The sequence below is a fragment of the Caballeronia grimmiae genome, from assembly GCF_022879615.1.
GTDB classification, from domain to species: domain Bacteria; phylum Pseudomonadota; class Gammaproteobacteria; order Burkholderiales; family Burkholderiaceae; genus Caballeronia; species Caballeronia grimmiae.
Genome location: NZ_CP084271.1, coordinates 1493004 through 1519047 on the forward strand (window position 1 = coordinate 1493004; position 26044 = coordinate 1519047).

At 63.5% G+C, this 26044-nt stretch carries 22 protein-coding genes; 14 read left to right on the forward strand and 8 right to left on the reverse strand.

Annotation, left to right across the window (positions count from 1 at the left end; all coding sequences use genetic code 11):
* Window positions 1-13 precede the first annotated feature (13 nt).
* Entirely contained in the window at window positions 14-1018 is a 1005-nt protein-coding gene (locus LDZ21_RS07085; RefSeq protein ID WP_244792336.1) for a threonine/serine dehydratase family protein, read from the forward strand.
* Window positions 1019-1063: 45 nt separating this feature from the next.
* Here LDZ21_RS07085 and LDZ21_RS07090 read toward each other — a convergent pair whose 3' ends face one another.
* From LDZ21_RS07090 to LDZ21_RS07105, 4 genes are all read right to left on the reverse strand, one after another.
* Window positions 1064-1882, reverse strand: coding sequence for an ABC transporter permease subunit (locus LDZ21_RS07090; protein ID WP_244794788.1), 819 nt, complete (start codon window positions 1880-1882; stop codon window positions 1064-1066).
* Window positions 1882-2784 (reverse strand): ABC transporter permease subunit, encoded by a 903-nt coding sequence (locus tag LDZ21_RS07095; RefSeq protein WP_035967480.1) that lies wholly within the window; start codon window positions 2782-2784, stop codon window positions 1882-1884. The genes LDZ21_RS07090 and LDZ21_RS07095 overlap by 1 nt, the downstream gene beginning before the upstream one ends.
* Window positions 2781-3938: an ABC transporter ATP-binding protein gene (locus LDZ21_RS07100; RefSeq protein WP_244792339.1), complete on the reverse strand. Its 1158-nt coding sequence runs from the start codon at window positions 3936-3938 to the stop codon at window positions 2781-2783. Before LDZ21_RS07100 ends, LDZ21_RS07095 begins: the two co-directional genes overlap by 4 nt.
* 121 nt (window positions 3939-4059) lie before the next feature.
* Window positions 4060-5115, reverse strand: coding sequence for a polyamine ABC transporter substrate-binding protein (locus tag LDZ21_RS07105; RefSeq protein ID WP_244794789.1), 1056 nt, complete (start codon window positions 5113-5115; stop codon window positions 4060-4062).
* A 589-nt stretch (window positions 5116-5704) separates the two neighbouring features.
* Between LDZ21_RS07105 and LDZ21_RS07110 the strand changes: the two genes are divergently transcribed.
* The 3 genes from LDZ21_RS07110 to LDZ21_RS07120 all read left to right on the forward strand — a co-directional run bounded on the left by LDZ21_RS07110 (window position 5705) and on the right by LDZ21_RS07120 (window position 8614).
* Window positions 5705-7036, forward strand: coding sequence for an Nramp family divalent metal transporter (locus LDZ21_RS07110; RefSeq protein WP_244794790.1), 1332 nt, complete (start codon window positions 5705-5707; stop codon window positions 7034-7036).
* A 168-nt stretch (window positions 7037-7204) separates the two neighbouring features.
* The gene (locus LDZ21_RS07115) at window positions 7205-8383 is read left to right on the forward strand and encodes a phospholipase A (RefSeq protein ID WP_244794791.1); all 1179 of its coding nucleotides are present in this window, start codon (window positions 7205-7207) and stop codon (window positions 8381-8383) included.
* Between the two features lie 27 nt (window positions 8384-8410).
* Window positions 8411-8614, forward strand: coding sequence for a DUF1289 domain-containing protein (locus tag LDZ21_RS07120; RefSeq protein WP_035967438.1), 204 nt, complete (start codon window positions 8411-8413; stop codon window positions 8612-8614).
* Between the two features lie 122 nt (window positions 8615-8736).
* Here the strand turns inward: LDZ21_RS07120 and LDZ21_RS07125 are convergent, their stop codons facing one another.
* The 4 genes from LDZ21_RS07125 to LDZ21_RS07140 form a co-directional block, all read right to left on the reverse strand.
* Window positions 8737-10329 carry an ABC-F family ATPase gene (locus LDZ21_RS07125; RefSeq protein ID WP_244792341.1) on the reverse strand — a complete coding sequence of 531 codons (1593 nt, stop codon included), beginning with the start codon at window positions 10327-10329 and terminating at the stop codon, window positions 8737-8739.
* 203 nt (window positions 10330-10532) lie between these two features.
* Window positions 10533-11978: a threonine synthase gene (gene thrC / locus LDZ21_RS07130; RefSeq protein ID WP_244792343.1), complete on the reverse strand. Its 1446-nt coding sequence runs from the start codon at window positions 11976-11978 to the stop codon at window positions 10533-10535.
* Window positions 11979-11991: 13 nt separating this feature from the next.
* On the reverse strand, window positions 11992-13308 hold the full coding sequence (locus LDZ21_RS07135; protein ID WP_244792345.1) for a homoserine dehydrogenase: 1317 nt from the start codon (window positions 13306-13308) through the stop codon (window positions 11992-11994).
* A gap of 24 nt (window positions 13309-13332) precedes the next feature.
* The gene (locus tag LDZ21_RS07140) at window positions 13333-14571 is read right to left on the reverse strand and encodes a pyridoxal phosphate-dependent aminotransferase (protein ID WP_174447237.1); all 1239 of its coding nucleotides are present in this window, start codon (window positions 14569-14571) and stop codon (window positions 13333-13335) included.
* Window positions 14572-14991: 420 nt separating this feature from the next.
* Between LDZ21_RS07140 and LDZ21_RS07145 the strand changes: the two genes are divergently transcribed.
* From LDZ21_RS07145 to LDZ21_RS07190, 10 genes are all read left to right on the forward strand, one after another.
* Window positions 14992-15366 carry an Mth938-like domain-containing protein gene (locus tag LDZ21_RS07145; protein ID WP_244792347.1) on the forward strand — a complete coding sequence of 125 codons (375 nt, stop codon included), beginning with the start codon at window positions 14992-14994 and terminating at the stop codon, window positions 15364-15366.
* Window positions 15367-15752: 386 nt separating this feature from the next.
* Window positions 15753-17426 carry a glycosyltransferase family 39 protein gene (locus LDZ21_RS07150; protein WP_244792349.1) on the forward strand — a complete coding sequence of 558 codons (1674 nt, stop codon included), beginning with the start codon at window positions 15753-15755 and terminating at the stop codon, window positions 17424-17426.
* A 60-nt stretch (window positions 17427-17486) separates the two neighbouring features.
* Window positions 17487-17858 carry a DMT family transporter gene (locus tag LDZ21_RS07155; protein ID WP_035967454.1) on the forward strand — a complete coding sequence of 124 codons (372 nt, stop codon included), beginning with the start codon at window positions 17487-17489 and terminating at the stop codon, window positions 17856-17858.
* Window positions 17859-17895: 37 nt separating this feature from the next.
* Entirely contained in the window at window positions 17896-19053 is a 1158-nt protein-coding gene (locus LDZ21_RS07160; protein WP_244792351.1) for a DegT/DnrJ/EryC1/StrS family aminotransferase, read from the forward strand.
* 16 nt (window positions 19054-19069) lie between these two features.
* Window positions 19070-20110 carry a glycosyltransferase gene (locus LDZ21_RS07165; RefSeq protein ID WP_035967456.1) on the forward strand — a complete coding sequence of 347 codons (1041 nt, stop codon included), beginning with the start codon at window positions 19070-19072 and terminating at the stop codon, window positions 20108-20110.
* Window positions 20107-21093: a formyltransferase gene (locus LDZ21_RS07170; protein WP_244792353.1), complete on the forward strand. Its 987-nt coding sequence runs from the start codon at window positions 20107-20109 to the stop codon at window positions 21091-21093. The genes LDZ21_RS07165 and LDZ21_RS07170 overlap by 4 nt, the downstream gene beginning before the upstream one ends.
* Window positions 21090-22145 (forward strand): bifunctional UDP-4-keto-pentose/UDP-xylose synthase, encoded by a 1056-nt coding sequence (locus LDZ21_RS07175; protein ID WP_052005905.1) that lies wholly within the window; start codon window positions 21090-21092, stop codon window positions 22143-22145. The genes LDZ21_RS07170 and LDZ21_RS07175 overlap by 4 nt, the downstream gene beginning before the upstream one ends.
* 10 nt (window positions 22146-22155) lie before the next feature.
* Complete coding sequence (locus LDZ21_RS07180) at window positions 22156-23052, forward strand: polysaccharide deacetylase family protein (RefSeq protein WP_244792355.1); 897 nt, start codon at window positions 22156-22158, stop codon at window positions 23050-23052.
* Between the two features lie 71 nt (window positions 23053-23123).
* The gene (locus tag LDZ21_RS07185; protein ID WP_244792357.1) at window positions 23124-23585 is read left to right on the forward strand and encodes a peroxiredoxin; all 462 of its coding nucleotides are present in this window, start codon (window positions 23124-23126) and stop codon (window positions 23583-23585) included.
* 399 nt (window positions 23586-23984) lie between these two features.
* Window positions 23985-25868, forward strand: a complete 1884-nt coding sequence (locus tag LDZ21_RS07190; protein WP_244792359.1) for a PhoH family protein — start codon at window positions 23985-23987, stop codon at window positions 25866-25868.
* Window positions 25869-26044 lie beyond the last annotated feature (176 nt).

The following is a 26044-nucleotide window of genomic DNA, read 5'->3' on the forward strand; positions in this document are numbered from 1 at the left end:
ATCAACAAGAGCCATGTCCACAGCCACGCAGCATTCCGACAATACGATCGACGGCACGCCCATCCCAACGCTCGACGACATCGCCGAGCAGCACATGGCGCTCATGCCCTGGGTCGCGCGCACGCCTGTCTTCGAACGTCACGACTTTCCGACGCTCGAAGGCACGCCGGTCACGTTCAAATTCGAACTGCTGCAGGCGAGCGGCACCTTCAAGGCGCGCGGCGCGTTTTCGAACCTCCTTGCACTCGACAGCGACGAGCGCACTGCCGGCGTGACCTGCGTATCAGCGGGGAATCATGCGGTCGCGGTCGCGTATGCGGCGCAACGCATGGAAGTGAGCGCTAAGGTCGTCATCACGAAGAACGCGAGCCCGGCGCGCGTCGCGCTATGCCGCCGCTTCGGCGCGGACGTCGTGTTTGCGGATAACGTCGCCGAAGCGTTCGAGATCGTGCGGCGCATCGAAGCCGAAGAAGGACGCTTCTTCGTGCATCCGTTCAATGGTTATCGCACGGTGCTGGGCACGGCGACGCTCGGCTATGAATGGACGTCACAGGCGCCGGATCTCGAAGCGGTGATTCTGCCGATCGGCGGTGGCGGGCTGGCTGCGGGGGTATCGACGGCAATGCGTCTCGCCAATCCGTCGCTGCATGTGTACGGCGTCGAGCCGGAAGGTTCGGACGCGATGAGCCGCAGCTTCGCCGCCAACCATACGGTGAAGATGGGCGCGATGCACAGCATTGCCGATTCGCTGATGGCGCCGCATACCGAGCAGTACAGCTACGAGTTGTGCCGGCGCCATATCGATGAAGTCGTCACCGTGTCGGACGACGCATTGCGGCACGGGATGCAGCAGTTGTTCAACGAGTTGAAGCTCGCGGTGGAACCGGCGTGCGCGGCGGCCACGGCCGCCCTGCTCGGCCCGTTGCGTGAACGCCTGCAAGGCAAGCGCGTCGGCGTGCTGCTGTGCGGGACCAACACCGATGCCGCGACCTTCGGACGGCACCTGGCCCACGCCTGATCGCCACGAGACGAAGCGGCCCGTCATGAAGGGGCCGCTTCGCGATCACATCACCGCTGCGAGCCGCCTTCTCTCACTTCGCTGCATGAAGTAATTCGCCGCGATCACGCCCGCCGTGACCAGCGCGATAAACAACGTCGCGAGCGCATTCATCTCCGGATTCAGCCCGAGACGCACACGCGAGAACACGACGAGCGGCAGCGTCGTCGAGCCGGGTCCGGACAGGAACGCCGATAGCACGAGATCGTCGATCGACAGCGTGAACGACAAGAGCCAGCCCGCGACGAGCGCCTGCGAAATCAGCGGCAGCGTGATCGAAAAGAACACGCGCAGCGGCGTTGCGCCGAGGTCGAGCGCCGCTTCTTCCAGCGACGGATTCAACTCCCGCACCCGCGATTCCACGATGATCGCCACGTAGGAAATGCACAGCATCACGTGCCCGACCCAGATCGTGAACAGTCCGCGTCCCGCCGGCCAGCCGATCAGCTTCGCCATTTCGACGAACAGCAGCAGGAGCGAAATGCCCTGAATGACTTCGGGAATCACGAGCGGCGCGTTGATCATGCCCGTGTACAGCGTGAAGCCGCGAAACCGCCCCATGCGCGCGAGCACGAAGCCCGCCCAGGTGCCGATCACGACCGACGCGCACGCCGTCAGAAACGCGATTCGCAGCGACAGCCACGCCGCGTTGATGAGTTCCTCGTCGGTCCACAATGCGCGATACCACTTCAACGAAGGCTCCGTCCACACCGTGACGAGCGGCGAATCGTTGAACGAATAGACGATCAGGCTGATGATCGGGATATACAGGAACGCGAACCCGATCCCGAGTGAGGTGACCTGCAGCGAACGGCTCGGCTTGATCATCGCTTCTCCTCCAGTTGCTTCGCCTGGAAGTGCTGAAAGAGCGCCATCGGCACGAGCAGCAACAGCACCATCGCGCAGGTGACGGCGGAGGCCATCGGCCAGTCGGCGTTATCGAAGAACTCGTTCCACATGACCCGGCCGATCATTAGCGTATCCGCGCCGCCGAGCAGTTCGGGAATCACGTACTCGCCCACCGCCGGGATGAACACGAGCAGACAGCCCGCGATGATGCCGTTCTTCGACAGCGGCAGCGTGATCTGCAAGAACGCCTTCCACGGCTTCGCGCCGAGATCGTAGGCGGCCTCGAGCAAGGTCAGGTCCATTTTGACGAGATGCGCGTAAAGCGGCATCACGAGAAACGGCAGATACGAGTACACCATGCCGATATACACCGCGATGTTCGTGTGATACAGCTCGATCGGCGAATGAATCAGACCGATCGACATCAGGAAATTGTTTAGCAATCCGTTGTTTTTCAGAATGCCGATCCACGCATACACGCGAATGAGAAACGACGTCCAGAACGGCAGCATCACGGCCATCATCAACAGATTGCGCGTTTCCGGATTCGACCGCGCAATGTAATACGCCATCGGATAGCCGATCAGCAGGCACAGCACCGTCGATACCGCCGCGACCAGCAGCGAATTCATGTACGTCGCGAAGTACAGGCTGTCGGTCAGCAGAAACGCGTAGTGCGAGAAATCGAGCGCGATGTTCATCACGCCCTCTTTCATCGTCAGCAGTTCCGTGTACGGCGGAATGCCGAGCTGGCTGTCCGCGAAACTGATCTTCACGACCAGCAGGAACGGCACGAAAAACAGCAGCAGCAGCCACAGGTACGGCCCGGCGATGACCGCGGTGCGGCCCGACAGACCCAGACGCTCGGCGATCTTCATGATGTCAGCACCACGCCCGCCTGCGCGCTCCATCGCACGTAGACTTCGTCGTCGAAGGTAGGCGAATCGATCTCGCCGAGCGCGAGGCTCGTCACGTTCGCGACCACCGTCTTGCCGCTTTCGAGCATCACGTGATAGAGCGAATAGCCGCCCATATACGCGATGTTCGTCACCTTGCCGCGGCCCCAGTTGAACGCGCCCTCGGGCGGCTTGCGCGTGAGCGCGATGCGCTCCGGCCGCACCGAGATGGTCACCGGCATGCCGAGCGGCCCGGTGATGCCGTGGCTCACATAGAGGCGCACGGGCAGTTCCGGCGATTCGATGAAGATATGATCCGGCTCGTCCTCGACGACGTTCCCATCGAATAGATTCGTCGAGCCGATGAACTGCGCCGAGAAGCGGCTGTTCGGATACTCATAGACTTCGTGCGGGGTGCCGAGCTGCACGATCCGGCCTTCGCTCATCACGGCGATGCGATTGGCCATCGTCATGGCCTCTTCCTGGTCGTGCGTCACCATGATGCACGTGACGCCCACCTGATCGAGAATGTTGACGAGCTCGATCTGCGTGCGCTGGCGAATCTGTTTGTCGAGCGCGGACATCGGTTCGTCGAGGAGCAACAGCTTCGGGCGCTTGACGAGGCTGCGCGCGAGCGCGACGCGCTGCTGCTGTCCGCCGGAAAGCTGGTGCGGCTTGCGCTTCGCATACTGCGCCATCTGCACGAGCTGCAGCGCGTTGTGCACGCGGTCTTTCAACTCGCCGCCCTTCACGCCCTCCTGCTTCAGTCCGAACGCGACATTCGACTCCACGCTCATATGCGGAAAAAGCGCATACGACTGGAACATCATGTTCACCGGCCGGCGATACGGCGGCATGCTCGCGAGGTCTTCGCCATCGATCAGAATCTGCCCTTCGGTCACGGACTCGAGGCCCGCGAGCATGCGCAGAAGCGTCGACTTGCCACAGCCCGAACTGCCGAGCAGCGCGAATAGCTCGCCCTTTCTCACCGACAGATTCACGCCCTTCACGGCCACTGTTTCGTCGAACCTCTTCACGACATCGACGATCCTCACGAAGTCGTCGCCCGTGCTCTGACCGGATGACGCGCTTCCCGACTGTGGCGCTGCCTTCAACGCGCTCGACTGCTCACTCATGATTGCCTGTTCGACTCCTGCATCTGTCGTCCGCGACTCCGCCGGCGTTCGACGGATCACGAACAAAGCCCCCGGAGGTCCGAGGGCTTCGTCATTTCAATGAATAACCGGCTGTTTCAACTCAGCGGCCGGACTTGAATTCGGTCCACAGCCGCGTTTGCAGACGCTGGATTTCCGGCGGCAACGGCTTGAGCAGGAACAAGGTCTTGATGACGTCCTGCGGCGGATACACCGCCGGATCGTTCGCCACGTCCTTGTCCACGTACTTGCGCGCTTCGAGGTTCGCGCTCGGGTAATACACCGCGTTGGTGATCGCGGCATGAACCTGCGGCGTCTCGATGTAGTTGATCCACTCGTGCGCGGCTTCCTTGTTCTTCGCGTCCTTGGGGATCGCCATCACGTCGAACCACACGGGCGCGCCGCCCTTCGGAATGTAGTACTCGATCTTGAACGGCTTCTTCGCTTCGATCGCGCGATGCTTGGCGATCACCACGTCGCCCGACCAGCCGTATGCGAAGCAGATATCGCCGCCGACCATGTCGTTGATATAGCCGGACGAGTTGAACTGCGTGATGTACGGGCGAATCTTCTTGAGCATCGCGAGCGCTTCGCGATAATCGGCCGGATTCGTGCTCATCGGATCCTTGCCGAGGTAGTGCAGCGCCGCCGCGAACATCTGGTCGGGCGCATCCAGCACCGAGACGCCGCACGCCTTCAGCTTCGAGATGTTCTCGGGCTTGAAGAGGACGTCCCAGTTGTTGAGCGCGGTGTTCGCGCCGAGAATCTGTTTGGCCTTGTCGACGTTATAGCCGAGGCCGGTCGTGCCGTAAGCCCAGGGCACCGAGTACTGGTTGCCCGGGTCCGCGCCCGCGACGAGCTTCATCAGTTCGGCATCGAGATACTTCAGGTTCGGCAGCTTCGACTTGTCGAGCGGCGAGAAGATGTTCGCGGCGATTTGCTTGCCGGCGTAATTGCTCGTCGGCACGACGATGTCGTAGCCGGAATTGCCGGTCAGCAGCTTGGCCTGCAGGGTATCGTCGCTGTCGTAGTTGTCGTACTTCACCTTGACGCCGGTCTGCTTGGTGAAGTTGGGGATGGTGTCCTTGGCGATGTAGTCCGACCAGTTGTACACGTTGAGCTGCGTGTCTTTCGCCGATGCCGCGAGCGGAAGCAGCATCGCCGCGCAGGCGAGCGCACCCGCGAGTTGTCCCAGCCTGACTCGCTTCGAAGCGCAAGCCGCCAGTTTTCCGTTCATCTCTTTTCTCCCTTGTCCGACTTGGTCGACGACGTCGCCGCGCGATTCTGTCGTGCGCGTGCCGCTCGCAGCGCCCCTAAAAACCCGAAAACTACCATTAAACCGAAGGCCGACAAAAAATAATGCGCCGCCTGTCGCGCAAAGCACACGAAGCGAGCGCTCCTCGCGCTGCGCCTGGCCGTTGCCGCCCACGGAAAGTGCGCGCATTTTAGCCCCTAATCCCGCCGTGCGGCACCCGATAAAACCACTTTGCTCAAGTGGAACGACAGTGTGCGGACGCTCTGCGATGTCATTATTCGTGACGGCCGTTCCTGTGCCGCGCCGCTCGCCGGCATCGCGAATAAAGGGAACGCGCAAGCCTGACGAATAGCCAGCGGAACAGTCGTTGCTAGCCATTTCGACGTGCGTCGCGAAAAGCGTCGCCATCACCCGCAACGCACGCTACCGTGGCACGGCGTTCCCGCCGCCGCCCGAGTGCGCCGTTGCACCGCTATTCGAGGCCAACGTCCGCATGAACACCAATCCGTCCGCGCTTGCCCAGCTATCCAACGCCAAGTCCGGCGCGCCGTCGCCGGCCTCTGGCGCGCGCGACGACCGGCCTCGCCGTGCACGCGGCCGCTGGTACTCGTTTGCCGGCGCAGGCTCGCTCGTCGCCGTGGGCTACATGGACCCCGGCAACTGGGCGACGGCGCTGTCGAGCGGCGCGCGCTACGGGTATCAACTGCTCTTCGTCGTCCTGCTCGCGAGCCTGATGGGCATGCTGCTGCAGTGGGTCGCGTCGCGCGTGGGCGTCGTCACCGGGCGCGACCTCGCCCAGCTTTGCCGCGAGCGCTATAGCCGGCGCACGACCGTCGTCTTGTGGCTCGCGTGCGAAGTCGCGATCATTGCGTGCGATGTAGCCGAAGTCGTCGGCAGCGCGGTCGCGTTGCAGATGCTGTTCGGACTCTCGCTGACGGCAGGCGTGCTGTGCTCTGCCGTCGGCACCTTCGCGATGCTCGCGCTGCAACGCGGCGGCAAGCGGCCTCTGCAACGCGCCGTGACCGCGCTGATTCTGTTCGTGAGCTTCTGCTTCGTGGTTCAGCTTGTTCTCGCGCATCCCGTCTGGCACGACGCGCTCATGGGCTTTGCGCCGCCGCCGGCGCTGCTGCGCGATGCCGGCATGCTCTGGCTCGCAGCCGGCGTGCTCGGCGCGACGGTGATGCCGCATAACCTGTATCTGCACTCGTCGCTGGTGAAGCACCATGCGCCGCAGCGGGACGACGAGACCATCGGCGATGCGCTCACCGGCGTGAACATCGACACGTTTGCCTCGCTCGCGATTGCGTTCATCGTCAATGCGTCGCTGCTGATCGTCGCGGCGGCGGTGTTCCATACGTCCGGCTATTCGCAGGTCGACGATCTGGCGGACGCGCATCGGCTCATTGCGCCGCTCGTCGGCAGTCATTGGGCGGGCATCGCGTTCGCGACGGCCCTGCTCGCGTGCGGACTCAACGCGACCGTCACCGGCACGCTCGCGGGCCAGGCGGTGATGGAGGGCTTCCTCGAACTGAAGATGGCTCGCTGGGCGCGGGCGCTGCTCACGCGCGGACTGGCGATCGGCCCGGCGCTCGCGGCTGTGGCGAGCTTCGGCCAGCACGGCTCGAACGCGCTGCTGGTCGCCACGCAGGTAGTGTTGAGCCTGCAATTGCCGCTCGCGGTGATTCCGCTCGTGCGCTTCGCCTCCGATGCGGGTCTGATGGGCCGCTGGCGCGTCGCGCGGGTGCCGCTCGCGCTCGCGTGGACGTGCGCGGGGCTCATCGTGGTGCTCAATGCCTCGATGTTGTGGCAGGCCGCGGTCGGGTAATGACGTTTGCGCTGTAACAGGCAGGTTTCGCGACGCGCAGTTACGATGACGCTCGTCGCGCACCGTCGCTCTTCGACAAAGGATGCCCGCCTGATGGCTTTGGATTCACCGATGCTCCCGTTCCCGCCTGTTCGACGCCACGCGCGTCTCGCATTCGCGCTTCTCGTAATGGCGACCAACGCGCAAGCGACAGTCGCAGTGCTGCAACCGCCGCGCGAAGCGGCTGCCTCGCAACCGCTCGAGCTGACGCTGCTCTACACCGACGACGACAAAAAGCCGCTCACCGTCGACCTGCCGAAACAACTCACCGTGCAACTGACGAACGGCGATTTGCCGCCCGCGCCGCTCGCGCTGACCCGCGATGCGGCGACGCCCGATCGTCTGCGCCTGGCGCCGGGGCAGTATCGCCGGGTGCGTTATTCGGCGCCGTGGCCCGAGTCGGCGCGCGGCACGGTCAAGATCGATCCGGTCGGATTCGACGTATCGCCGATGCTCGTCACGCTGAACCGGGGCGAGAACCAGACGCAGGTCGTTGCGGCCGAAAAACGCGAAGCGCAAGCGGCGACGCCCGCGCAACTGGCGAGCGCCGCTGCGCAGGTCGACACGACGCCGGCCACCGTCGATACGATGCTCGCGGGCCGCTTCTCGACCTTCGATCCGATCTACTTCGCCGATGGCAAGAACGGCGACAACCTCGCCAAGTTCCAGTTCAGCTTCAAGTACCGGCTGCATCTGCCCGACGATCCGCGCTCGCGGGGCTTTCTCGACAACCTCTATTTCGCATACACGCAGACGTCCATCTGGAACCTGTCCGCGCCGTCCGCTCCGTTTCGCGACACGAGCTATCAACCTCAAGTCTTCTATTCCGTCGACGACACCGGCTGGAAAAGCCCGCTCTTCACGCGCATGGGCGTGGCGGCGGGCATCGGGCATGAATCGAATGGCAAGAGCGGTGACGAGTCGCGTGCGATCAACATCGCGTTCGTGCGCCCGACGTGGGACTTCGGCGATATCGCAAGCAATCACCTGACGCTGTCGCCGAAGTTCTATTACTACCTGTCGAAGAGCGGCAACGAGGATATCGCCGACTATCGCGGCTACGTCGATTTTCTCGTGAAATACGGCAGCCCCGACGGCTGGCAACTCGCCACCACGCTGCGCAAGGGCACGAAGCACTGGTACGGCAGCATCGATTCGAACGTGACATATCCGCTCGCCAAGCTGATCGGCAGCGCCTGGGGCGGATACGTGTTCGTCAGCTACTTCAACGGCTATGGCGAGGACATTCTGGATTACAACCAGCGCCATCACTGGATCGCGCGGATAGGCTACAGTATTGCCCGCTGATTCTTTTTTTTCCCGACCTCTACGCTCATGGCTTCGATTCTCCACGACCTCCCCGACAGCCCGTGCATCGGCGTTTGCTCCACGCTTTTCGACGACGTCTGCAAAGGCTGCGGCCGCACGGCCGGCGAAGTATCGAACTGGGTCTTTCTGAACGATGAAGAGAAGCGCGCGATCTGGGAGCGGATCACGCGCGAGGGAACGGCAATGCGCTTCAGAAACGACAAGCTTTGAGACGCCTTTCGGTGGAGTGAACGCGCAGTTGCGGGCTTGCCGGCAACGACAAAACCCGCGCTCCAAACGAAAAAAGCCGCGCAAGCGGCTTTTTTCGATTCTGCGTCTTAACCTGCGGATTCTTACTGAATGCCCTGGCTCGTCAGGAAATCTTCGTAATTGCCGCCGAAGTCGCGCAGCGTGCCATCCGTGCGCACTTCGATGATGCGGTTCGCCAGCCCGCTCACGAACTCGCGGTCGTGCGACACGAAGACCAGCGTGCCCTCGTACTTGTCCAGCGCGATCTGCAGCGATTCGATGGACTCCATGTCCATGTGATTGGTCGGCTCGTCCATCAGCAGCACGTTGTGGCGGCCGAGCATCAGCTTGCCCCAGATCATGCGGCCCTTCTCGCCGCCCGACAGCACCTTCACGTTCTTCCGGATGTCGTCCGCGTTGAACAGCAGCCGGCCGAGCGTGCCGCGCACCATCTGGTCGTCGTCGCCTTCCTGACGATACTGGTCGATCCACTCGGTCAGCGTCTCGTCCTTCGGAAACTCTTCGTACGTGTCCTGCGGCATGTAGCCGACGTTCGCGTTCTCAGCCCACTTGACCGAGCCGCCGTCCAGTTCCACGGCGCCCTTCAGCGACTTGAGGAGCGTCGTCTTGCCCGCGCCGTTTTCACCGATGATCGCAATGCGCTCGCCCGGCTGCACGCTCAGGCTGAAGTTCTCGAAGATCGTCCGGTCGTATTTCTTGGTGATGCCATCGGCCACGACCGCGATGTTATGCAGCTTCTTCTCGAAGTCGAAACGGATGAACGGATTCTGCCGCGACGACGGCTTGAATTCTTCGATCTTGATCTTGTCGATCATCTTCAGGCGGCTGGTCGCCTGACGCGCCTTCGACTTGTTCGCCGAGAAGCGGCGCACGAAGTCCTGAAGGTCGGCCACGCGTTCCTTCGCCTTCGCGTTCGCCGCCTGCTGACGCTCGCGCGCCTGCGTGCTGGCGAGCATGTAGTCGTCGTAATTGCCCGGATAGACCTTCAGCGTGCCGTAATCCATGTCCGCCATGTGCGTGCAGACCTGGTTCAGGAAGTGTCGATCGTGCGAGATGATGATCATCGTCGAGTTGTACTGGTTCAGCACGTCTTCCAGCCAACGGATCGAGTTGATGTCGAGGTTGTTGGTCGGCTCGTCGAGCAGCAGCACGTCCGGCTTCGAGAACAGCGCCTGCGCGAGCAGCACGCGCAGTTTCCAGCCCGGCGCGACGTTGCTCATCGGCCCGGTGTGATCGGCGATATTGATGCCGATGCCCAGCAGCAGTTCGCCCGCACGCGCTTCGGCCGTGTAGCCGTCGTATTCGGCAAACTTCGCTTCCAGCTCGGCGGCGCGCATGTAGTCGTCGTCGGTGGCGTCGGGGTTCGCGTAGATCGCGTCGCGCTCGGTCATCGCGGCCCACATTTCTGTGTGGCCCATCATCACCACGTCGAGCACGCGCATGTCTTCGTACGCGAACTGGTCCTGGCGCAACTTGCCGAGGCGCACGTTCGGCTCGAGCATGACGTTGCCGGAGCTCGGCTCCAGGTCGCCGCCGAGGATCTTCATGAAGGTCGACTTGCCGCAGCCGTTCGCCCCGATCAGGCCGTAGCGGTTCCCTTCGCCGAACTTGACCGAAATGTTCTCGAAGAGAGGCTTCGGCCCGAATTGCATGGTGATATTGGCGGTAGACAGCACGGCGCGTCCTTTTGAATGGTGTACGACGAAAAACCTAAGAGTTTAGCAGCTTTTAGCCGGGCTTTCCGGCGTTGCGGCGCAAGCGGGGCGGCGGCCCGGACCGCGCACGCGGCAGACAGAGCGTCAGCGCCGCGATAAAAGCAGCGCGGGGCGCGGCCCTTTCCGGACCGCGCCCCGCGCGTCACAGCGGCGAATCTGGAAACTCAGGTGCGCTCGGCGATGAACGCCTTCACGACGGCTGCGTCTGCCGGAACGATATCGAACCTTTGTGGCAGTTTTTCAAGTCCCACGAATGCCGCCGGACGCTCCGGCTCCCGATTGAGCGCCTCGCGGATCGTCTCGCCGAATTTGATCGGCTGCGCAGTTTCGAGCACGATCATCGGCACGCCGGGTTTGAGGTTTTCGCGCGCCACCTTCACGCCGTCGGCGGTGTGCGTGTCGATCATGGTGTCGTAGCGCTCGAAGACGTCGCGGATGGTTTGCACGCGATCGTCGTGACCGCTCTTGCCCGACACGAAGCCGAATTCCTTCACGCGCGCAAAGTCGCCGCTTGCCGCCAGATCGAAGCCGCCCTTCTCTTCGACGTCGCGAAAAAGCTGCAACACGCGCGCCGGATCGCGGCCGAGCAGGTCGTACACGAAACGCTCGAAGTTCGACGCCTTCGAGATGTCCATGCTCGGCGACGTGGTGTGATACGTCTCCGCCGCGCCCCGCACGCGATACACGCCCGTGCGGAAGAACTCGTCGAGCACGTCGTTTTCGTTGGTCGCGACGACCAACTGCTCGATCGGCAGCCCCATCATGCGCGCGATATGCCCCGCGCACACGTTGCCGAAGTTGCCCGACGGCACCGTGAAGGACACGCGCTCGTCATTGGTCTTCGTCGCGGCGAAATAGCCCTTGAAGTAATAGACGACCTGCGCGACGACGCGCGCCCAGTTGATCGAATTGACCGTGCCGATCTTGTGCTTCGCCTTGAACGCGTGGTCGTTCGAGACGGCTTTCACAATGTCCTGGCACTGGTCGAAGTTGCCTTCCACGGCCAGGTTGAAGATGTTCGGGTCTTGCAGCGAGAACATCTGCGCCGTCTGGAACGCGCTCATCTTCTTGTGGGGCGACAGCATGAAGACGCGCACGCCGGTCTTGCCGCGCATCGCGTATTCGGCGGCGCTGCCGGTATCGCCCGAGGTTGCGCCGAGAATATTCAGCGACTCGCCGTGCTTGGCCAGCGCGTACTCGAAGAGATTGCCAAGCAGTTGCATCGCCATGTCCTTGAAGGCGAGCGTCGGCCCGTTGGACAACTCCAGCAGCGACAGCGGCGCACCATTCTCGACGCCCAGCGTCTTCAGCGGCGTGATCTGCACGGCGGCTTCTTCGTGGCGCACATTGCTGTAGACCTGCGCGGTGTACGTCTTGCGCGTGAGCGAGCGCAGGTCGTCGGCGGGAATGTCGTCGCTGAACTTCGACAGCACTTCGAACGCGAGGTCCGCGTACGACAGCGTGCGCCAGCGCGCGAGTTCATCGGCGGATACGCGGGGATACTCGGCCGGCAGATAGAGGCCGCCGTCTTTCGCGAGGCCGCCCAGCAGAATGTCCGAGAACGTGTGGCGCTCGTTCGTGCCGGCGCCGCGCGTCGAAATGTAGTTCATGTCGCGTACCTGTTTAGTGCAGCACTGCCATGCGCAGTTTCGTAACCTTCGAGACGACCGTGGACAACGCTTCGATCTCCGCGATCGCCGCGTTCGCGTTCTTTTCCACCGTCTCGTGCGTGATGAGGATGATGTCCGTCTCGCCCTTGTTGCCGCCGTCGACCTGCTCGGATTCCTTCTGCAGGAGCGCGTCGATGGAGATGCCCTTGTGCGCGAGAATGCGCGTGATGTCGGCGAGCACGCCGGTCACATCGGCCACGCGCAGGCGCAGGTAATAGCCGCTCGTGATGTCCTCGATCGGCAGGATCGGCGTATTCGACAGGCTATCCGGCTGGAAGGCGAGATGCGGCACGCGATGCTCCGGATCGGCGGTATGCAGGCGCGTCACGTCGACGAGATCCGCGACCACCGCCGACGCCGTCGGCTCCGCGCCCGCGCCCTTGCCGTAGTAGAGCGTCGTGCCGACCGCATCGCCCTGGACGACGACCGCGTTCATCGCCCCTTCGACGTTGGCGAGCAGCAGCTTCTCCGGCACCAGCGTCGGATGCGTGCGCAACTCGATGCCCTTCTCCGTGCGCCGCGCGATGCCGAGCAGCTTGATGCGATAGCCGAGCTCGCCCGCATAGCGGATGTCGATGGCCGCAAGCTTGCTGATGCCCTCGACGTGCGCGCGATCGAACTGCACCGGCACGCCGAACGCGATCGCGCTCATGATCGTGACCTTGTGCGCGGCGTCGACGCCTTCGATGTCGAAGGTCGGATCGGCTTCGGCGTAGCCGAGTTCCTGTGCCCCCTTGAGCGCGGTCGCGAAGTTGATGCCCCGGTCGCGCATCTCCGACAGGATGTAGTTCGTCGTGCCGTTGATGATGCCCGCGATGGCTTCGATGCGATTGGCCGTCAGCCCTTCGCGCAGCGCCTTGATGATCGGAATGCCGCCCGCCACCGCCGCTTCGAACGCGACCATCACGCCTTTCGCGCGCGCCGCCTCGAAGATCTCCGTGCCGTGGACCGCGAGCAGCGCCTTGTTCGCCGTCACGACATGCTTGCCGTTGGCGATCGCGCGCAACACCAGTTCGCGCGCAAAGCCGGTTCCGCCGATCATTTCGCACACGATGTCGATCGAAGGATCGTCGACGACCGCGCGGAAGTCATCGGTAATCGCGACGCCCTCTGCGGCCTGCGCCTTCGCCGGCGTGCGCACGGCAACGCGCGTGATTTCGATGCCGCGTCCCGCGCGCCGTTTGATTTCTTCCTGATTGCGCTTGAGCACCGTGAACGTGCCGCTGCCAACCGTGCCGAAGCCCAAGAGTCCTACTTTGATCGGTTCCATACTGCGCGAGTCTTTATAGAGAGATTAAGCGGAGTGCCGTTTGCGATAGCCGTCGAGGAAGCGCGCGATGCGATTGATCGAATCGGCCAGGTCGTCGACGTTCGGCAGGAAGACCACGCGGAAGTGGTCCGGCGTCGGCCAGTTGAAGCCCGTGCCCTGCACGAGCAGGACGCGCTCTTCGAGCAGCAGGTCGGTGATGAACTGCTGGTCGTCGGCGATGGGGTACATCTTCGGGTCGAGCTTCGGAAACATGTAGAGCGCGGCCTGCGGCTTCACGCAGGTGACGCCCGGAATGGCGGTCAGCATGTCGTACGCGAGGTCGCGCTGCTTGAAAAGACGCCCGCCCGGCACAATCAGGTCGTTGATGCTCTGATAGCCGCCGAGCGCCGTCTGAATGGCATATTGACCGGGAACGTTCGGGCACAGGCGCATCGACGCCAGAATGCCGAGACCTTCCAGATAGTCCTTCGCGCGGCGGCGATTTTCTTCGATCAGCCCGGAAATCGCCATCCAGCCCGCGCGATACCCGCACGAGCGATAGCTCTTCGACAGGCTGTTGAACGTCACCGTGATGACGTCTTCCGAGAGCGCGGCCATCGACGTGTGCGTCTTGCCGTCGTACACGATCTTGTCGTAGACCTCATCGGCGAAAACGATGAGCCCGTGCTCCCGCGCGATGCCGATCAGTTCTTGCAGCAGTTCGTCCGAATACAGCGCGCCGGTCGGATTGTTCGGGTTGATGACGACGAGCGCCTTCGTGTTCGGCGTGATCTTCGCGCGAATGTCGTCGAGATCGGGCATCCAGCCGTTGCTCTCGTCGCACATGTAATGGCGCGGCGTTCCCGACGAAAGGCTCACGGCCGCCGTCCACAGCGGATAGTCCGGCGCGGGCAGCAGCACTTCGTCGCCGTCGTTCAGGAGCGCCTGCATGGCCATCACGATCAGTTCGGACGCGCCATTGCCGATGTAGATATCGTCCAGCTCCACGCCCGTCACGCCCTTTTGCTGCGTGTAATGCATGATCGCCTTGCGCGCGGCGAAGACGCCCTTCGAATCCGAATAGCCCGACGAGCCCGGCAGATTGCGGATCATGTCCTGAATGATCTCGTCCGGCGCTTCGAAGCCGAACGGCGCGAGATTGCCGATGTTGAGCTTGATAATGCGATGCCCTTCTTCCTCGAGGCGCTTCGCGTGTTCGAGCACGGGTCCGCGAATGTCGTAACAGACGTTTTGCAGCTTATTGGATTTGAGGATCGGTTTCACGGCGGGCGGCTCTGATGATGGACAAATACGGTGCGGTTCTTGCGGCGTGCTTGCGGTTTTTGCGGCGCGGCTCGCCGCGGCGATACGCGCGGACGCCGGCGCACCGCTTGGAAGTATCGACGAAAGCGGGTGATACGGGGTTGTGCGGAACCGACACGGCCAGGATTTCACGCCTTCCGGCGCTGCGGATGACGCCCCGCCAGATAGGGCGCGGGCGCTGCCGGCCGGATTGCGTGTCGATGGCGGCTTGTGGCGGCAGGCGAGCGCAACGGTTGCCGCGCAAGCAGACCGTGCGGCCGGAAAGTTATAATTTACCGATTATGGCCCGGTTCCGCAATGCACCAAAGCGCGCCGCGAACTTAGCCGCGCAGCCTTGCCTCGGAGCCGCGTCCGCCCTTCTTCTCTTGCCGGAACTTCGTTTTGAAACTTCATCAGGAATCGAGCGGCGCACTCAATACGATCACGAGTTACGGAGACGGTTTCGTCGCGATCAATCTGCAACGGCACGAAGGCAGCGTCCTCGTGATGCCCGACGCGCCCGTGACGAACTGGCCGGTCTCGTCGTTCGACGCGCTCACCCCCGAACACTTCGAGGCCCTCGTCGAGGCCGCGCCCGAAGTCGTGATTTTCGGCAGCGGCACGAAGCTGCGCTTTCCGCATCCGCGCCTCGTCGCGCAACTCGCGAAGCACCGCATCGGCGTGGAAACGATGGACTTCGGCGCGGCCTGCCGGACCTACAACATCCTGATGTCCGAAGGCCGGCGCGTCGCGGCCGCGTTGCTGATCGAGGCGTGAGCGTCGACTCGCCGCCGATAAGCGTCCGTTAAGCCAGCATCGGCGACACTCGCGCGGCGCGGCCGGACGCCGCCCAGTGGCAGCCGTGCGCCAAAATGACGAATCGGGGCGGCCGTGCGATACACTCCCGCCCGGCGTCCGTCGCGCTCGCGCCGAGGCCTCATGCGCGGCGGCGCCATGCCCTTTCATCGGGCTTTCCGTTGGGTTTCCCACTTCGAGCAGCGTGCGCGAGAACTTGCGCCGTATTTTCATGCCTGAGGATGCGGAACGCGCGCAGTCGCGCCCCGGCACGCGGGCGCGGCAGCACGACAGCACGACAGCACGACAACGTCAAAGCCCTTCTTGATTCACTAGCGCCGCATCGCGGCATCGGACAGGTCGACTTCATGAACGATACGCCTTCGCGGCTACCGCTCACACGCCTTTCGCTCACGCTTCTCGTCCTCGCGCTCGCGATCATCTGGTTCGCGCCGCTCGGTCTGCGCCATCTCGTTCCGAGCGACGAAGGCCGCTACGCCGAAATGGCGCGAGAAATGTTCGTCACCGGCGACTGGATCACGCCGCGCTACAACGGCTACAAGTATTTCGAGAAGCCGCCGCTGCAGACGTGGGCCAACGCGCTCACCTTCGCGTGGTTCGGCATCGGCGAATGGCAGGCGCGCCTCTATACGGCGCTGACGGGCTTCGCCGGCGTGCTGCTCATCGGCTTCACCGGCAAGCGCGTGTTCAACGCGATGACGGGCTTCGCGGCCGCCGTCATCCTCGCGACGTGCCCCTACTGGAATCTGATGGGCCACTTCAACGCGCTGGACATGGGCCTGTCGTTCTGGATGGAGCTCACGCTCTGCGCCCTGCTGCTCGCCCAGCGCCCCGGCCTGCCCGCGCGTCAGGTGCGCCTCTGGATGTGGCTCTGCTGGGCCGCGATGGCCGCCGCCGTGCTCTCGAAAGGGCTCGTCGGCCTTATCCTGCCGGGCGCGGTGCTCGTCATCTATTCGATCGTGTCGCGCGACTGGGCGCTGTGGAAGCGCCTTTATATCGGCAGCGGGCTGATCGTGTTTCTCATCGTCGCCGCGCCGTGGTTCGTGCTCGTGCAGATGAAGAACCCCGAGTTCTTCGATTTCTTCTTCATCGTGCAGCAGTTCAAGCGCTATCTGACGCCCGAGCAGAACCGTCCGGGGCCGTTCTATTACTTCGTGCCCGTGCTGATCGTGGGCTTCCTGCCGTGGCTGTCGATCGTGGTGCAGAGCGTGCGCCACGGCGTGCAGACGCCGCGCCAGCCCAACGGCTTCGCGCCCGTCACGATGCTGCTCGTCTGGTCGGCGTTCATCTTCCTGTTCTTCAGCGCGTCGCATTCGAAGCTGCTGTCGTACGTGCTGCCGATCGCGCCGGCCATCGCGCTCGTGCTCGGCCTCTATCTGCCGTCGCTCACGAAGAGCCAGTACCGCAGGCATCTGATCGGCTACGCGGTGTTGCTGATCGCGGCGGCGTTCGGCGCGATCTTCCTCGGCCGGGCGGGAAGCGCGGGCACGCCGAACGCGTTGTATCGCGCGTTCCAGGTCTGGGTGTATGCGGGCCTTGCGGTGGCGTTCGTGGTGACCATCTTCGCGCTGTGGCTAAACCGCCGCAGCGTGCTGGCGGGCGCGGCGGGACTCGGCGCGGCGTGGCTGCTGCTCGGCACGATCGCCGGCACGGGGCACGATGTCTTCGGCACCGAAAGTTCCGGCGTGAAGCTGGTGCCGGCCGTCAAGGCCGCGATGACCAAGCTGCCGCCCGACACGCCCTTCTATTCGATCGCGAAGCTCGACCACACGATGCCCTTCTACCTCGGCCGCACGATGACGATGGTGCAGGAATCCGACGAACTGAGATTCGGCGTCACGACGGAACCGCAGAAGTGGCTGCCGACCATCGACGACTGGGTGCGGCGCTGGAACGCCGATCGTTACGCGCTGGCGCTGCTGCCGCCGGGGCGCTACGACGAAATGCTCGCGCGCGGGGTGCCGATGCAGGTCATCGCCCGCGATGCGCGGCGCGTGATCGTCGAGAAGCCGCAGCCGTGACGGCGCGCGTCGATGACGCCGGCATCCGCCAATGAACCGAGTATCCTTATTGTCCAATCGATGAATCCGATTTCCTTCACTTGCATCGTCATCGGCGTATTGTTGAACGCGTGCGCCCAGTTGCTGCTCAAGGCAGGCGTCAACGCCGTCGGCCATTTCGATATGACCCCGGCGAACATTCTGCCCGTCGGTTTCCGGATCGCGACGCAATGGCCCATCATCGGCGGGCTCGCGTGCTACGTGGTCAGCGTCGTCGTGTGGATCGTCGGGTTGTCGCGGGTCGATGTGTCGGTCGCGTATCCGATGCTCTCGCTCGGCTACGTCGTCAACGCATTCGCGGCGTGGTATCTGTTCGGCGAAGTGCTGTCGGTGCAGCGGCTCATCGGTATCGGCATCATTCTCGTCGGCGTGGCCGTGCTCGCGCGCGGCTGATTCCCGTTTCACTCCCTTTTTGTTAAGCAAACATTCCATGACTCAGACCTCGCGGCCGTTCCTGCCCTTCGTCAAGCCTGAGATCGACGAGGAAACCATTCAGGGCGTCGTCGACGTGCTGCGTTCCGGCTGGATCACGACCGGTCCGCAGAATCAGCAATTCGAAGCCGAGTTGTCGGCGTATTTCGGCGGGCGCCCCGTGCGCGCGTTCAATTCCGGGACCTGCACGATGGAAATCGCGCTGCGCATCGCGGGCGTCGGCGCGGGCGACGAAGTCATCACCACGCCGATGACGTGGGTCTCGACCGCGAACGTGATCCTTGAAGTCGGCGCGACGCCGGTGTTCGTCGATATCGATCCGGTCACGCGCAACATGGACCTGAACTTGCTAGAAAAGGCCATCACGCCGCGCACGAAAGCGGTCATGCCGGTCTATCTCGCGGGCTTGCCGGTGGATATGGACCGGCTCTACGAGATTGCGCGCGAGCACAAGCTGCGCGTGATCGAAGACGCGGCGCAGGCGTTCGGCTCGACGTGGAAGGGCAAGCGGATTGGCTCGTTCGGCGATCTGGTGTCGATCAGCTTTCACGCGAACAAGAACGTGACGTCGATCGAAGGCGGCGCGCTCATCATGAACAACGAGGACGAAGCGGAACTGGCGCGCAAGTACCGGCTGCAAGGCATCACGCGCACGGGCTTCGACGGCATGGACTGCGACGTGCTCGGCGGCAAGTACAACCTGACCGATGTCGCGGCGCGCGTCGGTCTCGGGCAGTTGCGGCAAGTGGAACGTTTCACCCAAAAGCGCCGCGAACTGGCGCGCGCCTACTTCGACGCGTTCGAAGGCGGCGCGGCGGTGCGGCTCGGCGTCGGACTGCCGCCGCGCAACTTCACCGACAGCAACTGGCACATGTTCCAGATCGCGCTGCCGCTCGACAAGCTGCAACTGACGCGCGCGCAATTCATGGAACAGCTGAAGGAGCGCGGCGTCGGCGCGGGCGTGCACTATCCGGCGCTGCATCTGTTTTCGCTGTATCGCGCACGCGGCTTCGCGGAAGGCATGTTCCCGCACGCCGAGCGATACGGCGCATCGACGGTCACGCTGCCGCTCTTCACGCTGATGAGCGAGGACGATGTCGCGCACGTCGTGAAGTCGGTCGATGAAATCTGCGAACAGTTTGGCCTCAACCGTTAACGAAATGCACAGCCACATGAGTCATTCGGATTTTCCGGCGAATTCGCCCGAAGTCTCGGTCATCATTCCGGTGTACAACGAGGCGGACGGCCTCGCCGCGCTGTTCGAGCGCCTCTACCCGGCGCTCGATGCGCTCGGCACGTCGTATGAAGTCATCTTCATCAACGACGGCAGCCGCGACAAGTCGGCCGCGCTGCTCGCGCAGCAGTTCCACTTGCGTCCCGATACCACGCGCGTGATCCTGCTCAACGGCAACTATGGGCAGCACATGGCGATTCTCGCGGGTTTCGAGCAATCGCGCGGGGACATCGTCGTGACGCTCGATGCCGACCTGCAGAATCCGCCCGAAGAAATCGGCAAGCTCGTCGCCAAGATGCGCGAAGGCTACGACTACGTCGGCACGATCCGTCAGCAGCGTCAGGACAGCCTGTGGCGCAAGAAGGCGTCGCGCGCGATGAATCGCCTGCGCGAGCGCATCACGAAGATCAAGATGACCGATCAGGGCTGCATGTTGCGCGCCTATAGCCGGCACATCATCGACACGATCAACCGGTGCGGCGAGATCAACACGTTCATTCCCGCGCTCGCGTACACCTTCGCGCAGAATCCGATCGAAGTGGACGTGGCGCACGAGGAGCGCTTTGCGGGCGAATCGAAGTATTCGCTCTACAGCCTGATCCGGCTCAACTTCGATCTCGTCACCGGCTTCTCGGTGGTGCCGCTGCAATGGCTGTCGTTCATCGGCGTGATCCTGTCGGTCGGCTCGGCGGGCCTCTTCGTGCTGCTGCTGATTCGCCGCTTCATGTTCGGCGCGGAAGTCCAGGGCGTGTTCACGCTGTTCGCCATTACGTTTTTCATGCTCGGCGTGATCATCTTCGCGCTCGGGCTGCTCGGCGAGTACATCGGCCGCATTTATCAGCAAGTGCGCGCACGGCCGCGCTATCTCGTGCAGACGATCCTCGAGCAGCGCGACGGCTTGCCGGTCGCGGAAAGGCCGATGCAAAACGTGATGCAGCCGATCGCCGCCGTCGTCAGCCGCGAGGACAATGGCCGATGAAGCCGCGCGCCGTCGTCTTCGCCTATCACAACGTCGGCGTGCGCTGCCTGCAAGTGCTGCTCGCGCGTGGCGTCGATGTCGCGCTCGTCGTCACGCACGAGGACAGCGCGAGCGAGAACATCTGGTTCGGCAGCGTCGCGCAGGTCGCGGCGGAGCATGGCATCGACGTCATCACGCCCGCCGATCCCAAGTCGCCCGACGTGCACGACGCCGTCGCGAAAGCCGCGCCCGATTTCATCTTCTCGTTCTATTACCGGCACATGCTGCCGGTCGCGCTGCTCGCGCTCGCCAGATGCGGCGCTTACAACATGCATGGCTCGCTGCTGCCGAAGTATCGCGGCCGCGTGCCGACCAACTGGGCGGTGATCAACGGCGAGACCGAGACCGGCGCGACGCTGCACGAAATGGCGGCCAAGCCCGACGCCGGCGCGATCGTCGCGCAGACGCCCGTGCCTATCCTCCCCGACGATACGGCCGCCCAGGTCTTCGACAAAACCGTCGTCGCCGCCGAGCAGACGCTCTGGCGCGTGCTGCCCGCGTTGCTCGCCGGCGAAGCGCCGCATCTGCCGAACGATCTCGCCGCCGGCAGCTACTACGGCGGGCGCAAGCCGGAAGACGGGCGCATCGACTGGACGCAGCCGGCGCAGCGCGTCTACAACCTGATTCGCGCCGTCGCCCCGCCCTATCCCGGCGCTTTCACGGATATCGGCGAGCATCGCTTCATCGTCGCGCGCGCGCGCCTCGTGCCCGAAACCGGCGCGCCAGGCACACCGCCGCAGAAGCTCGCCGAACTGCGGAGTTTGCCGCCAGGCCTAAGGGTGACGGATAATGCGCTGTTTGGCGTCTGCGGCGACGGCCGCGTGATCGCCGTGCACGAACTGCGCCATCGGCTGCTCGACGCCGCTTCGCATCCCTTAGGCGAAGAACGCGCCGTCGATCCCGCCGAATACGGCCGACTCATTCAATCCAATCGTCATTCATGAAAAAAGTCCTCATCCTGGGTGTCAACGGCTTCATCGGCCATCACCTGTCCAAGCGCATCCTCGAAACCACCGACTGGGAAGTCTTTGGGATGGACATGCAAACCGATCGCCTGGGCGAGCTCGCGAATCACGAGCGGATGCACTTCTTCGAAGGCGACATCACGATCAACAAGGAGTGGGTCGAGTATCACGTGAAGAAGTGCGACGTGATCCTGCCGCTCGTCGCCATCGCCACGCCCGCGACCTACGTGAAGCAGCCGCTGCGCGTGTTCGAGCTGGACTTCGAGGCGAACCTGCCGATCGTCCGTTCGGCCGTGAAGTACGGCAAGCATCTGGTGTTTCCGTCGACCTCCGAGGTCTACGGCATGTGCACCGACGAGCAGTTCGACCCGGAAAACTCCACGCTCTCCTACGGCCCGATCAACAAGCCGCGCTGGATTTATGCGTGCTCGAAGCAGTTGATGGACCGCGTGATCTGGGGCTACGGCATGGAAGGCCTCAACTTCACGCTGTTCCGTCCGTTCAACTGGATCGGCCCGGGCCTCGACTCCATCTACACGCCGAAGGAAGGTTCGTCGCGCGTGGTCACGCAGTTTCTCGGCCACATCGTGCGCGGCGAGAACATCAGTCTAGTCGATGGCGGCGCGCAAAAGCGTGCCTTTACGGACATCGACGACGGCATCGGCGCGCTGATGAAGATCATCGAGAACAAGGGCGGCGTCGCGACGGGCAAGATCTATAACATCGGCAATCCGAAAAACAACTTCTCGGTGCGCGAGCTTGCGAACAAGATGCTGACGCTCGCAAACGAGTTCCCCGAATACGCCGAGACCGCGAAGCAGGTGCAACTCGTCGAGACATCGTCGGGCGCGTACTACGGCGCGGGTTATCAGGACGTGCAGAACCGCGTGCCGAAGATCGACAACACGATGCAGGAACTCGGCTGGGCCCCGCACGCCACCATGGACGACGCGCTGCGCAAGATTTTCGAAGCGTATCGCGGGATCGTGGGCGAGGCCCGCAAGCTGGTCGAACAGGCCGACCAGAACTGAGGGACGACGGGTGGCTCGCATCGTCCTGAAGATCGACGTCGATACGCTGCGCGGAACCCGCGAAGGCGTGCCCAATCTCGGGCGTCTGCTCGACAAATACAGCGCCCGCGCGACCTTCCTGTTCAGCCTCGGTCCGGATCACACCGGCTGGGCGCTGCGCCGCGTGTTCCGGCCGGGCTTTCTCAAGAAGGTGTCGCGCACGTCGGTGGTCGAGCACTACGGCATCAAGACGCTCATGTATGGCGTGCTGCTGCCGGGGCCGGACATCGGCAGGCACGCGGTATCGGAGATGCGCGCAATCCACGAAGCCGGCTTCGAATGCGGCATCCACACGTGGGATCACGTCTACTGGCAGGACAACGTGCGCGCGCGCGACCGTGCGTGGACCGTCGCGCAGATGCAGCAGAGCCATGCGCGTTTCATCGAGATTTTCGGTGCACCGCCCGTCACCCACGGCGCGGCCGGCTGGCAGATGAACGGCTATGCGTTCGAGCAGATCGACGCATGGGGCATGCGGTATGCATCCGATGGACGCGGGCACACGCCGTATATTCCCGTGCTGGATGGCCGCACGCTCGATCACATCCAGATGCCGACCACACTCCCGACGCTCGACGAGGTGCTGGGCGTGGATGGCGTCGACGTGAGCAACGTCGCGGCGCATGTCTTGCGGCATACGATGAACAACCCGCATGATCAGGTGTTCACGCTGCATGCGGAACTCGAAGGCCAGAAACTCGCGCCGGTGTTCGAGCAATTGCTCGCCGGCTGGCGCGCGCAGGGACACAGCTTCGCCACGATGGGCGACTATCATGCGACGCTGGATCGCGCCACGCTGCCGTCGTATCCGGTGACGTGGGGCGAGATTCCCGGCCGTGCGGGCGAACTGATCGTCCAGCCCGGCTGAACGAAGCACAGCGAAATCGCGCCGCGCGCCCGCCCGCTCAACAAGAATCAACGACAACAGGAGAAACCTACGTGCCAGTCGCAGTCGACCAGCCCGTTCCCGACTTCACCGCGCCCGCGACGGGCGGCGAGTTCACGCTTTCGCGCCTGCGCGGCCAGAAGGTCGTGCTGTTTTTCTATCCGAAGGACAATACGCCCGGCTGCACGACGGAAAGTCTCGGCTTTCGCGACCACTACGAGCAATTCAAGGCCGCAGGGGCGGAAATCGTCGGCATCTCGCGCGACAGCGTGAAGTCGCACGACAACTTCAAGGCGAAGCTCGAGCTGCCGTACACGCTCGTCTCCGATTCCGACGAGGCAATCTGCTCGCTCTTTGACGTCGTCAAGATGAAGAAGATGTATGGCAAGGAAGTGCGCGGCATCGAGCGTTCGACGTTTCTCGTGGACGCGGAAGGTGTGCTGCGCCGCGAGTTTCGCGGCATCAAGGTGCCGGGGCACGTAGAGGCTATCGTCGAGGCTGTACAAGCGATTTGAGGCACGTTATATTGGTTTGCAATGAGCGCCTGTCCACCCCATTCCCTTCGCCTTCGCGCCTGCCGCAGCGCGCCTTCCGGCGCCGTCGGCATGGACCCGGGCTACGTGGGACGGGCACGGCGCAGGCGCTCCGAAAGAGAAGTCAGCCGCTGGTTCCGGTAACACGGACGGCGGCTTTTTTATTGGCGTCGCGCGGCGGCCGGGTGGATCGGCGGCCTGTGCGTCGCGAGTCACGCACCGAGGAGCAGATCGAAACCTAGGCGACCGGCGTTTTCGACAACGAAGCGCGCCACCAGGCGCAAACTGCGGGACACTTAGCGCTAAACGCTAGATGGGCGAACGAGCAGGATGCGACAGGCGGCGCACGATACATGACCCGATTCCTTCTGAGGGAACACCATGCCTTTGCCTACCGCCCCGGCCAAGCTCGGCCATCTCCTTCCGGCCGACGAGTACAAGGCCAAAGCCCGGCCATCGAAGCAAGTAAAAAAAGGCGCGACGAGCGATGACGACGCCAACGGCTCCGTCGAGACCGTCGCCAGCGAGCGTCCCCAGGCAGCCAATGCGGCGCATACGCTGCGCGCCATCGCGAGCGACGTGCTGACGCAGACGGCGCCGGAACCGTCGACGCAAACGCCCGCGCCGGCTGCGCGCGGACGCCGCACGAAACAGACTGCCGCGCTGCTGCAGCGCGTGCCGGACGCGCGCGCGAAAAACGACGAGGCTGACAAAGCCGGCCAGGCGGACGACGCCGGCAACGAAGCGCCTCGCGCCAGACGCGAAGCGCGCACGGAAGAGCCCGCGACGACGCCTGCCGCCCCGAGCGCCGCACCCGCGAAAGATTCCCGCACGCAGACCCGGCGCCGCCAGCGCGGCGCGGTCGAGGACGAACTGCGCAAGCTTTTCGTGCTCGATACCAACGTGCTGATGCACGACCCGAGTTCCCTGTTCCGCTTCGAGGAACACGACATCTATCTGCCGATGATGACGCTGGAGGAACTCGACAATCACAAGAAGGGCATGTCGGAAGTGGCGCGCAACGCGCGTCAGGTGAGCCGCACGCTCGATGGTCTCGTGGCCAACGGCGGGCAGATGTCCGAAGGCATCCCGCTTGCCGCGCAAGGCAATCGCGACGCGCTCGGCCGCCTGTACTTCCAGACGACGCTCACCGATATCGAGCCGGTCGAGGGTTTGCCCGTCGGCAAGGCGGACAACCAGATTCTGGGCGTCGTGCGGGCGCTGCAGAAGGAGCGGCCGGATCGTCAGGTCGTGCTGGTGTCGAAAGACATCAACATGCGCATCAAGGCGCATGCGCTCGGCCTGCCGGCTGAGGACTACTTCAACGATCAGGTTCTGGAAGACAAGGACCTGCTCTACTCCGGCGTCCGGCCGCTGCCGCAGGACTTCTGGACGAAGCACGCGAAGGGCATGGAAAGCTGGCAGGACACCAAGACCGGCACCACGTATTACCGTGTGACCGGGCCGCTCTGCTCGTCGATGCTCGTCAACGAGTTCGTCTATCTGGAGCCGCAGAACGGCGAGCCGTCGTTCCACGCGGTCGTGCGCGAGTTGAACGGCAAGACCGCGCTCCTGCAGACGCTGCGTGACTACGGGCATCATAAGAACAACGTGTGGGGCATCACGGCGCGCAATCGCGAGCAGAACTTCGCGCTGAACCTGCTGATGAACCCGGAAGTCGATTTCGTCACGCTGCTCGGTCAGGCCGGCACTGGCAAGACGCTGATGGCGCTCGCCGCCGGCCTCGCGCAAGTGCTCGACGACAAGCGCTACAACGAGATCATCGTGACGCGCGCGACGGTGCCGGTCGGCGAAGACATCGGCTTCCTGCCGGGCACCGAGGAAGAGAAGATGCAGCCGTGGATGGGCGCATTCGACGACAACCTCGAAGTCCTGCAAAAGACCGACGATGCCGCTGGCGAATGGGGCCGCGCCGCGACGCAGGAACTAATCCGCTCGCGCCTCAAGGTGAAGAGCATGAACTTCATGCGTGGCCGCACGTTCGTGGACAAGTACGTGATCATCGACGAAGCGCAGAACCTGACGCCAAAGCAGATGAAAACGCTCGTCACGCGCGCGGGTCCGGGGACGAAGATCGTTTGCCTCGGGAACATCGCGCAGATCGACACGCCGTATTTGACCGAAGGCAGTTCCGGGCTTACCTATGTCGTCGATCGCTTCAAGGGATGGACGCATAGCGGTCACGTGACGCTGGCACGCGGCGAGCGCTCGCGTCTCGCGGACTACGCTTCGGATATTCTTTAAGCGGTCGAACCGCGTTCGCTGCAAAAGCCCGGTGGAGCAATCCACCGGGCTTTTTTTCGGCCGAACGTCCCGAAGCCGCAACAGTTAGGGCGGAAACTTAAAGTGAAATGTCACGACCTGTTGCGGCACGGCCGTGCGGCGGGCTAGTATCGGCGGATTGATTTGTTCCGGCGAGC

Bases quoted from the DNA above. Each gene is read 5' to 3' on its own strand.
- LDZ21_RS07085 (WP_244792336.1), top strand. From the start codon at position 14: ATGTCCACAGCCACGCAGCATTCCGACAATACGATCGACGGCACGCCC.
- LDZ21_RS07095 (WP_035967480.1), bottom strand. From the start codon at position 2,784: ATGAAGATCGCCGAGCGTCTGGGTCTGTCGGGCCGCACCGCGGTCATC.
- LDZ21_RS07100 (WP_244792339.1), bottom strand. From the start codon at position 3,938: ATGAGTGAGCAGTCGAGCGCGTTGAAGGCAGCGCCACAGTCGGGAAGC.
- LDZ21_RS07105 (WP_244794789.1), bottom strand. From the start codon at position 5,115: ATGCTGCTTCCGCTCGCGGCATCGGCGAAAGACACGCAGCTCAACGTG.
- LDZ21_RS07110 (WP_244794790.1), top strand. From the start codon at position 5,705: ATGAACACCAATCCGTCCGCGCTTGCCCAGCTATCCAACGCCAAGTCC.
- LDZ21_RS07115 (WP_244794791.1), top strand. From the start codon at position 7,205: ATGGCGACCAACGCGCAAGCGACAGTCGCAGTGCTGCAACCGCCGCGC.
- LDZ21_RS07120 (WP_035967438.1), top strand. From the start codon at position 8,411: ATGGCTTCGATTCTCCACGACCTCCCCGACAGCCCGTGCATCGGCGTT.
- thrC (WP_244792343.1), bottom strand. From the start codon at position 11,978: ATGAACTACATTTCGACGCGCGGCGCCGGCACGAACGAGCGCCACACG.
- LDZ21_RS07135 (WP_244792345.1), bottom strand. From the start codon at position 13,308: ATGGAACCGATCAAAGTAGGACTCTTGGGCTTCGGCACGGTTGGCAGC.
- LDZ21_RS07150 (WP_244792349.1), top strand. From the start codon at position 15,753: ATGAACGATACGCCTTCGCGGCTACCGCTCACACGCCTTTCGCTCACG.
- LDZ21_RS07155 (WP_035967454.1), top strand. From the start codon at position 17,487: ATGAATCCGATTTCCTTCACTTGCATCGTCATCGGCGTATTGTTGAAC.
- LDZ21_RS07160 (WP_244792351.1), top strand. From the start codon at position 17,896: ATGACTCAGACCTCGCGGCCGTTCCTGCCCTTCGTCAAGCCTGAGATC.
- LDZ21_RS07165 (WP_035967456.1), top strand. From the start codon at position 19,070: ATGAGTCATTCGGATTTTCCGGCGAATTCGCCCGAAGTCTCGGTCATC.
- LDZ21_RS07170 (WP_244792353.1), top strand. From the start codon at position 20,107: ATGAAGCCGCGCGCCGTCGTCTTCGCCTATCACAACGTCGGCGTGCGC.
- LDZ21_RS07175 (WP_052005905.1), top strand. From the start codon at position 21,090: ATGAAAAAAGTCCTCATCCTGGGTGTCAACGGCTTCATCGGCCATCAC.
- LDZ21_RS07190 (WP_244792359.1), top strand. From the start codon at position 23,985: ATGCCTTTGCCTACCGCCCCGGCCAAGCTCGGCCATCTCCTTCCGGCC.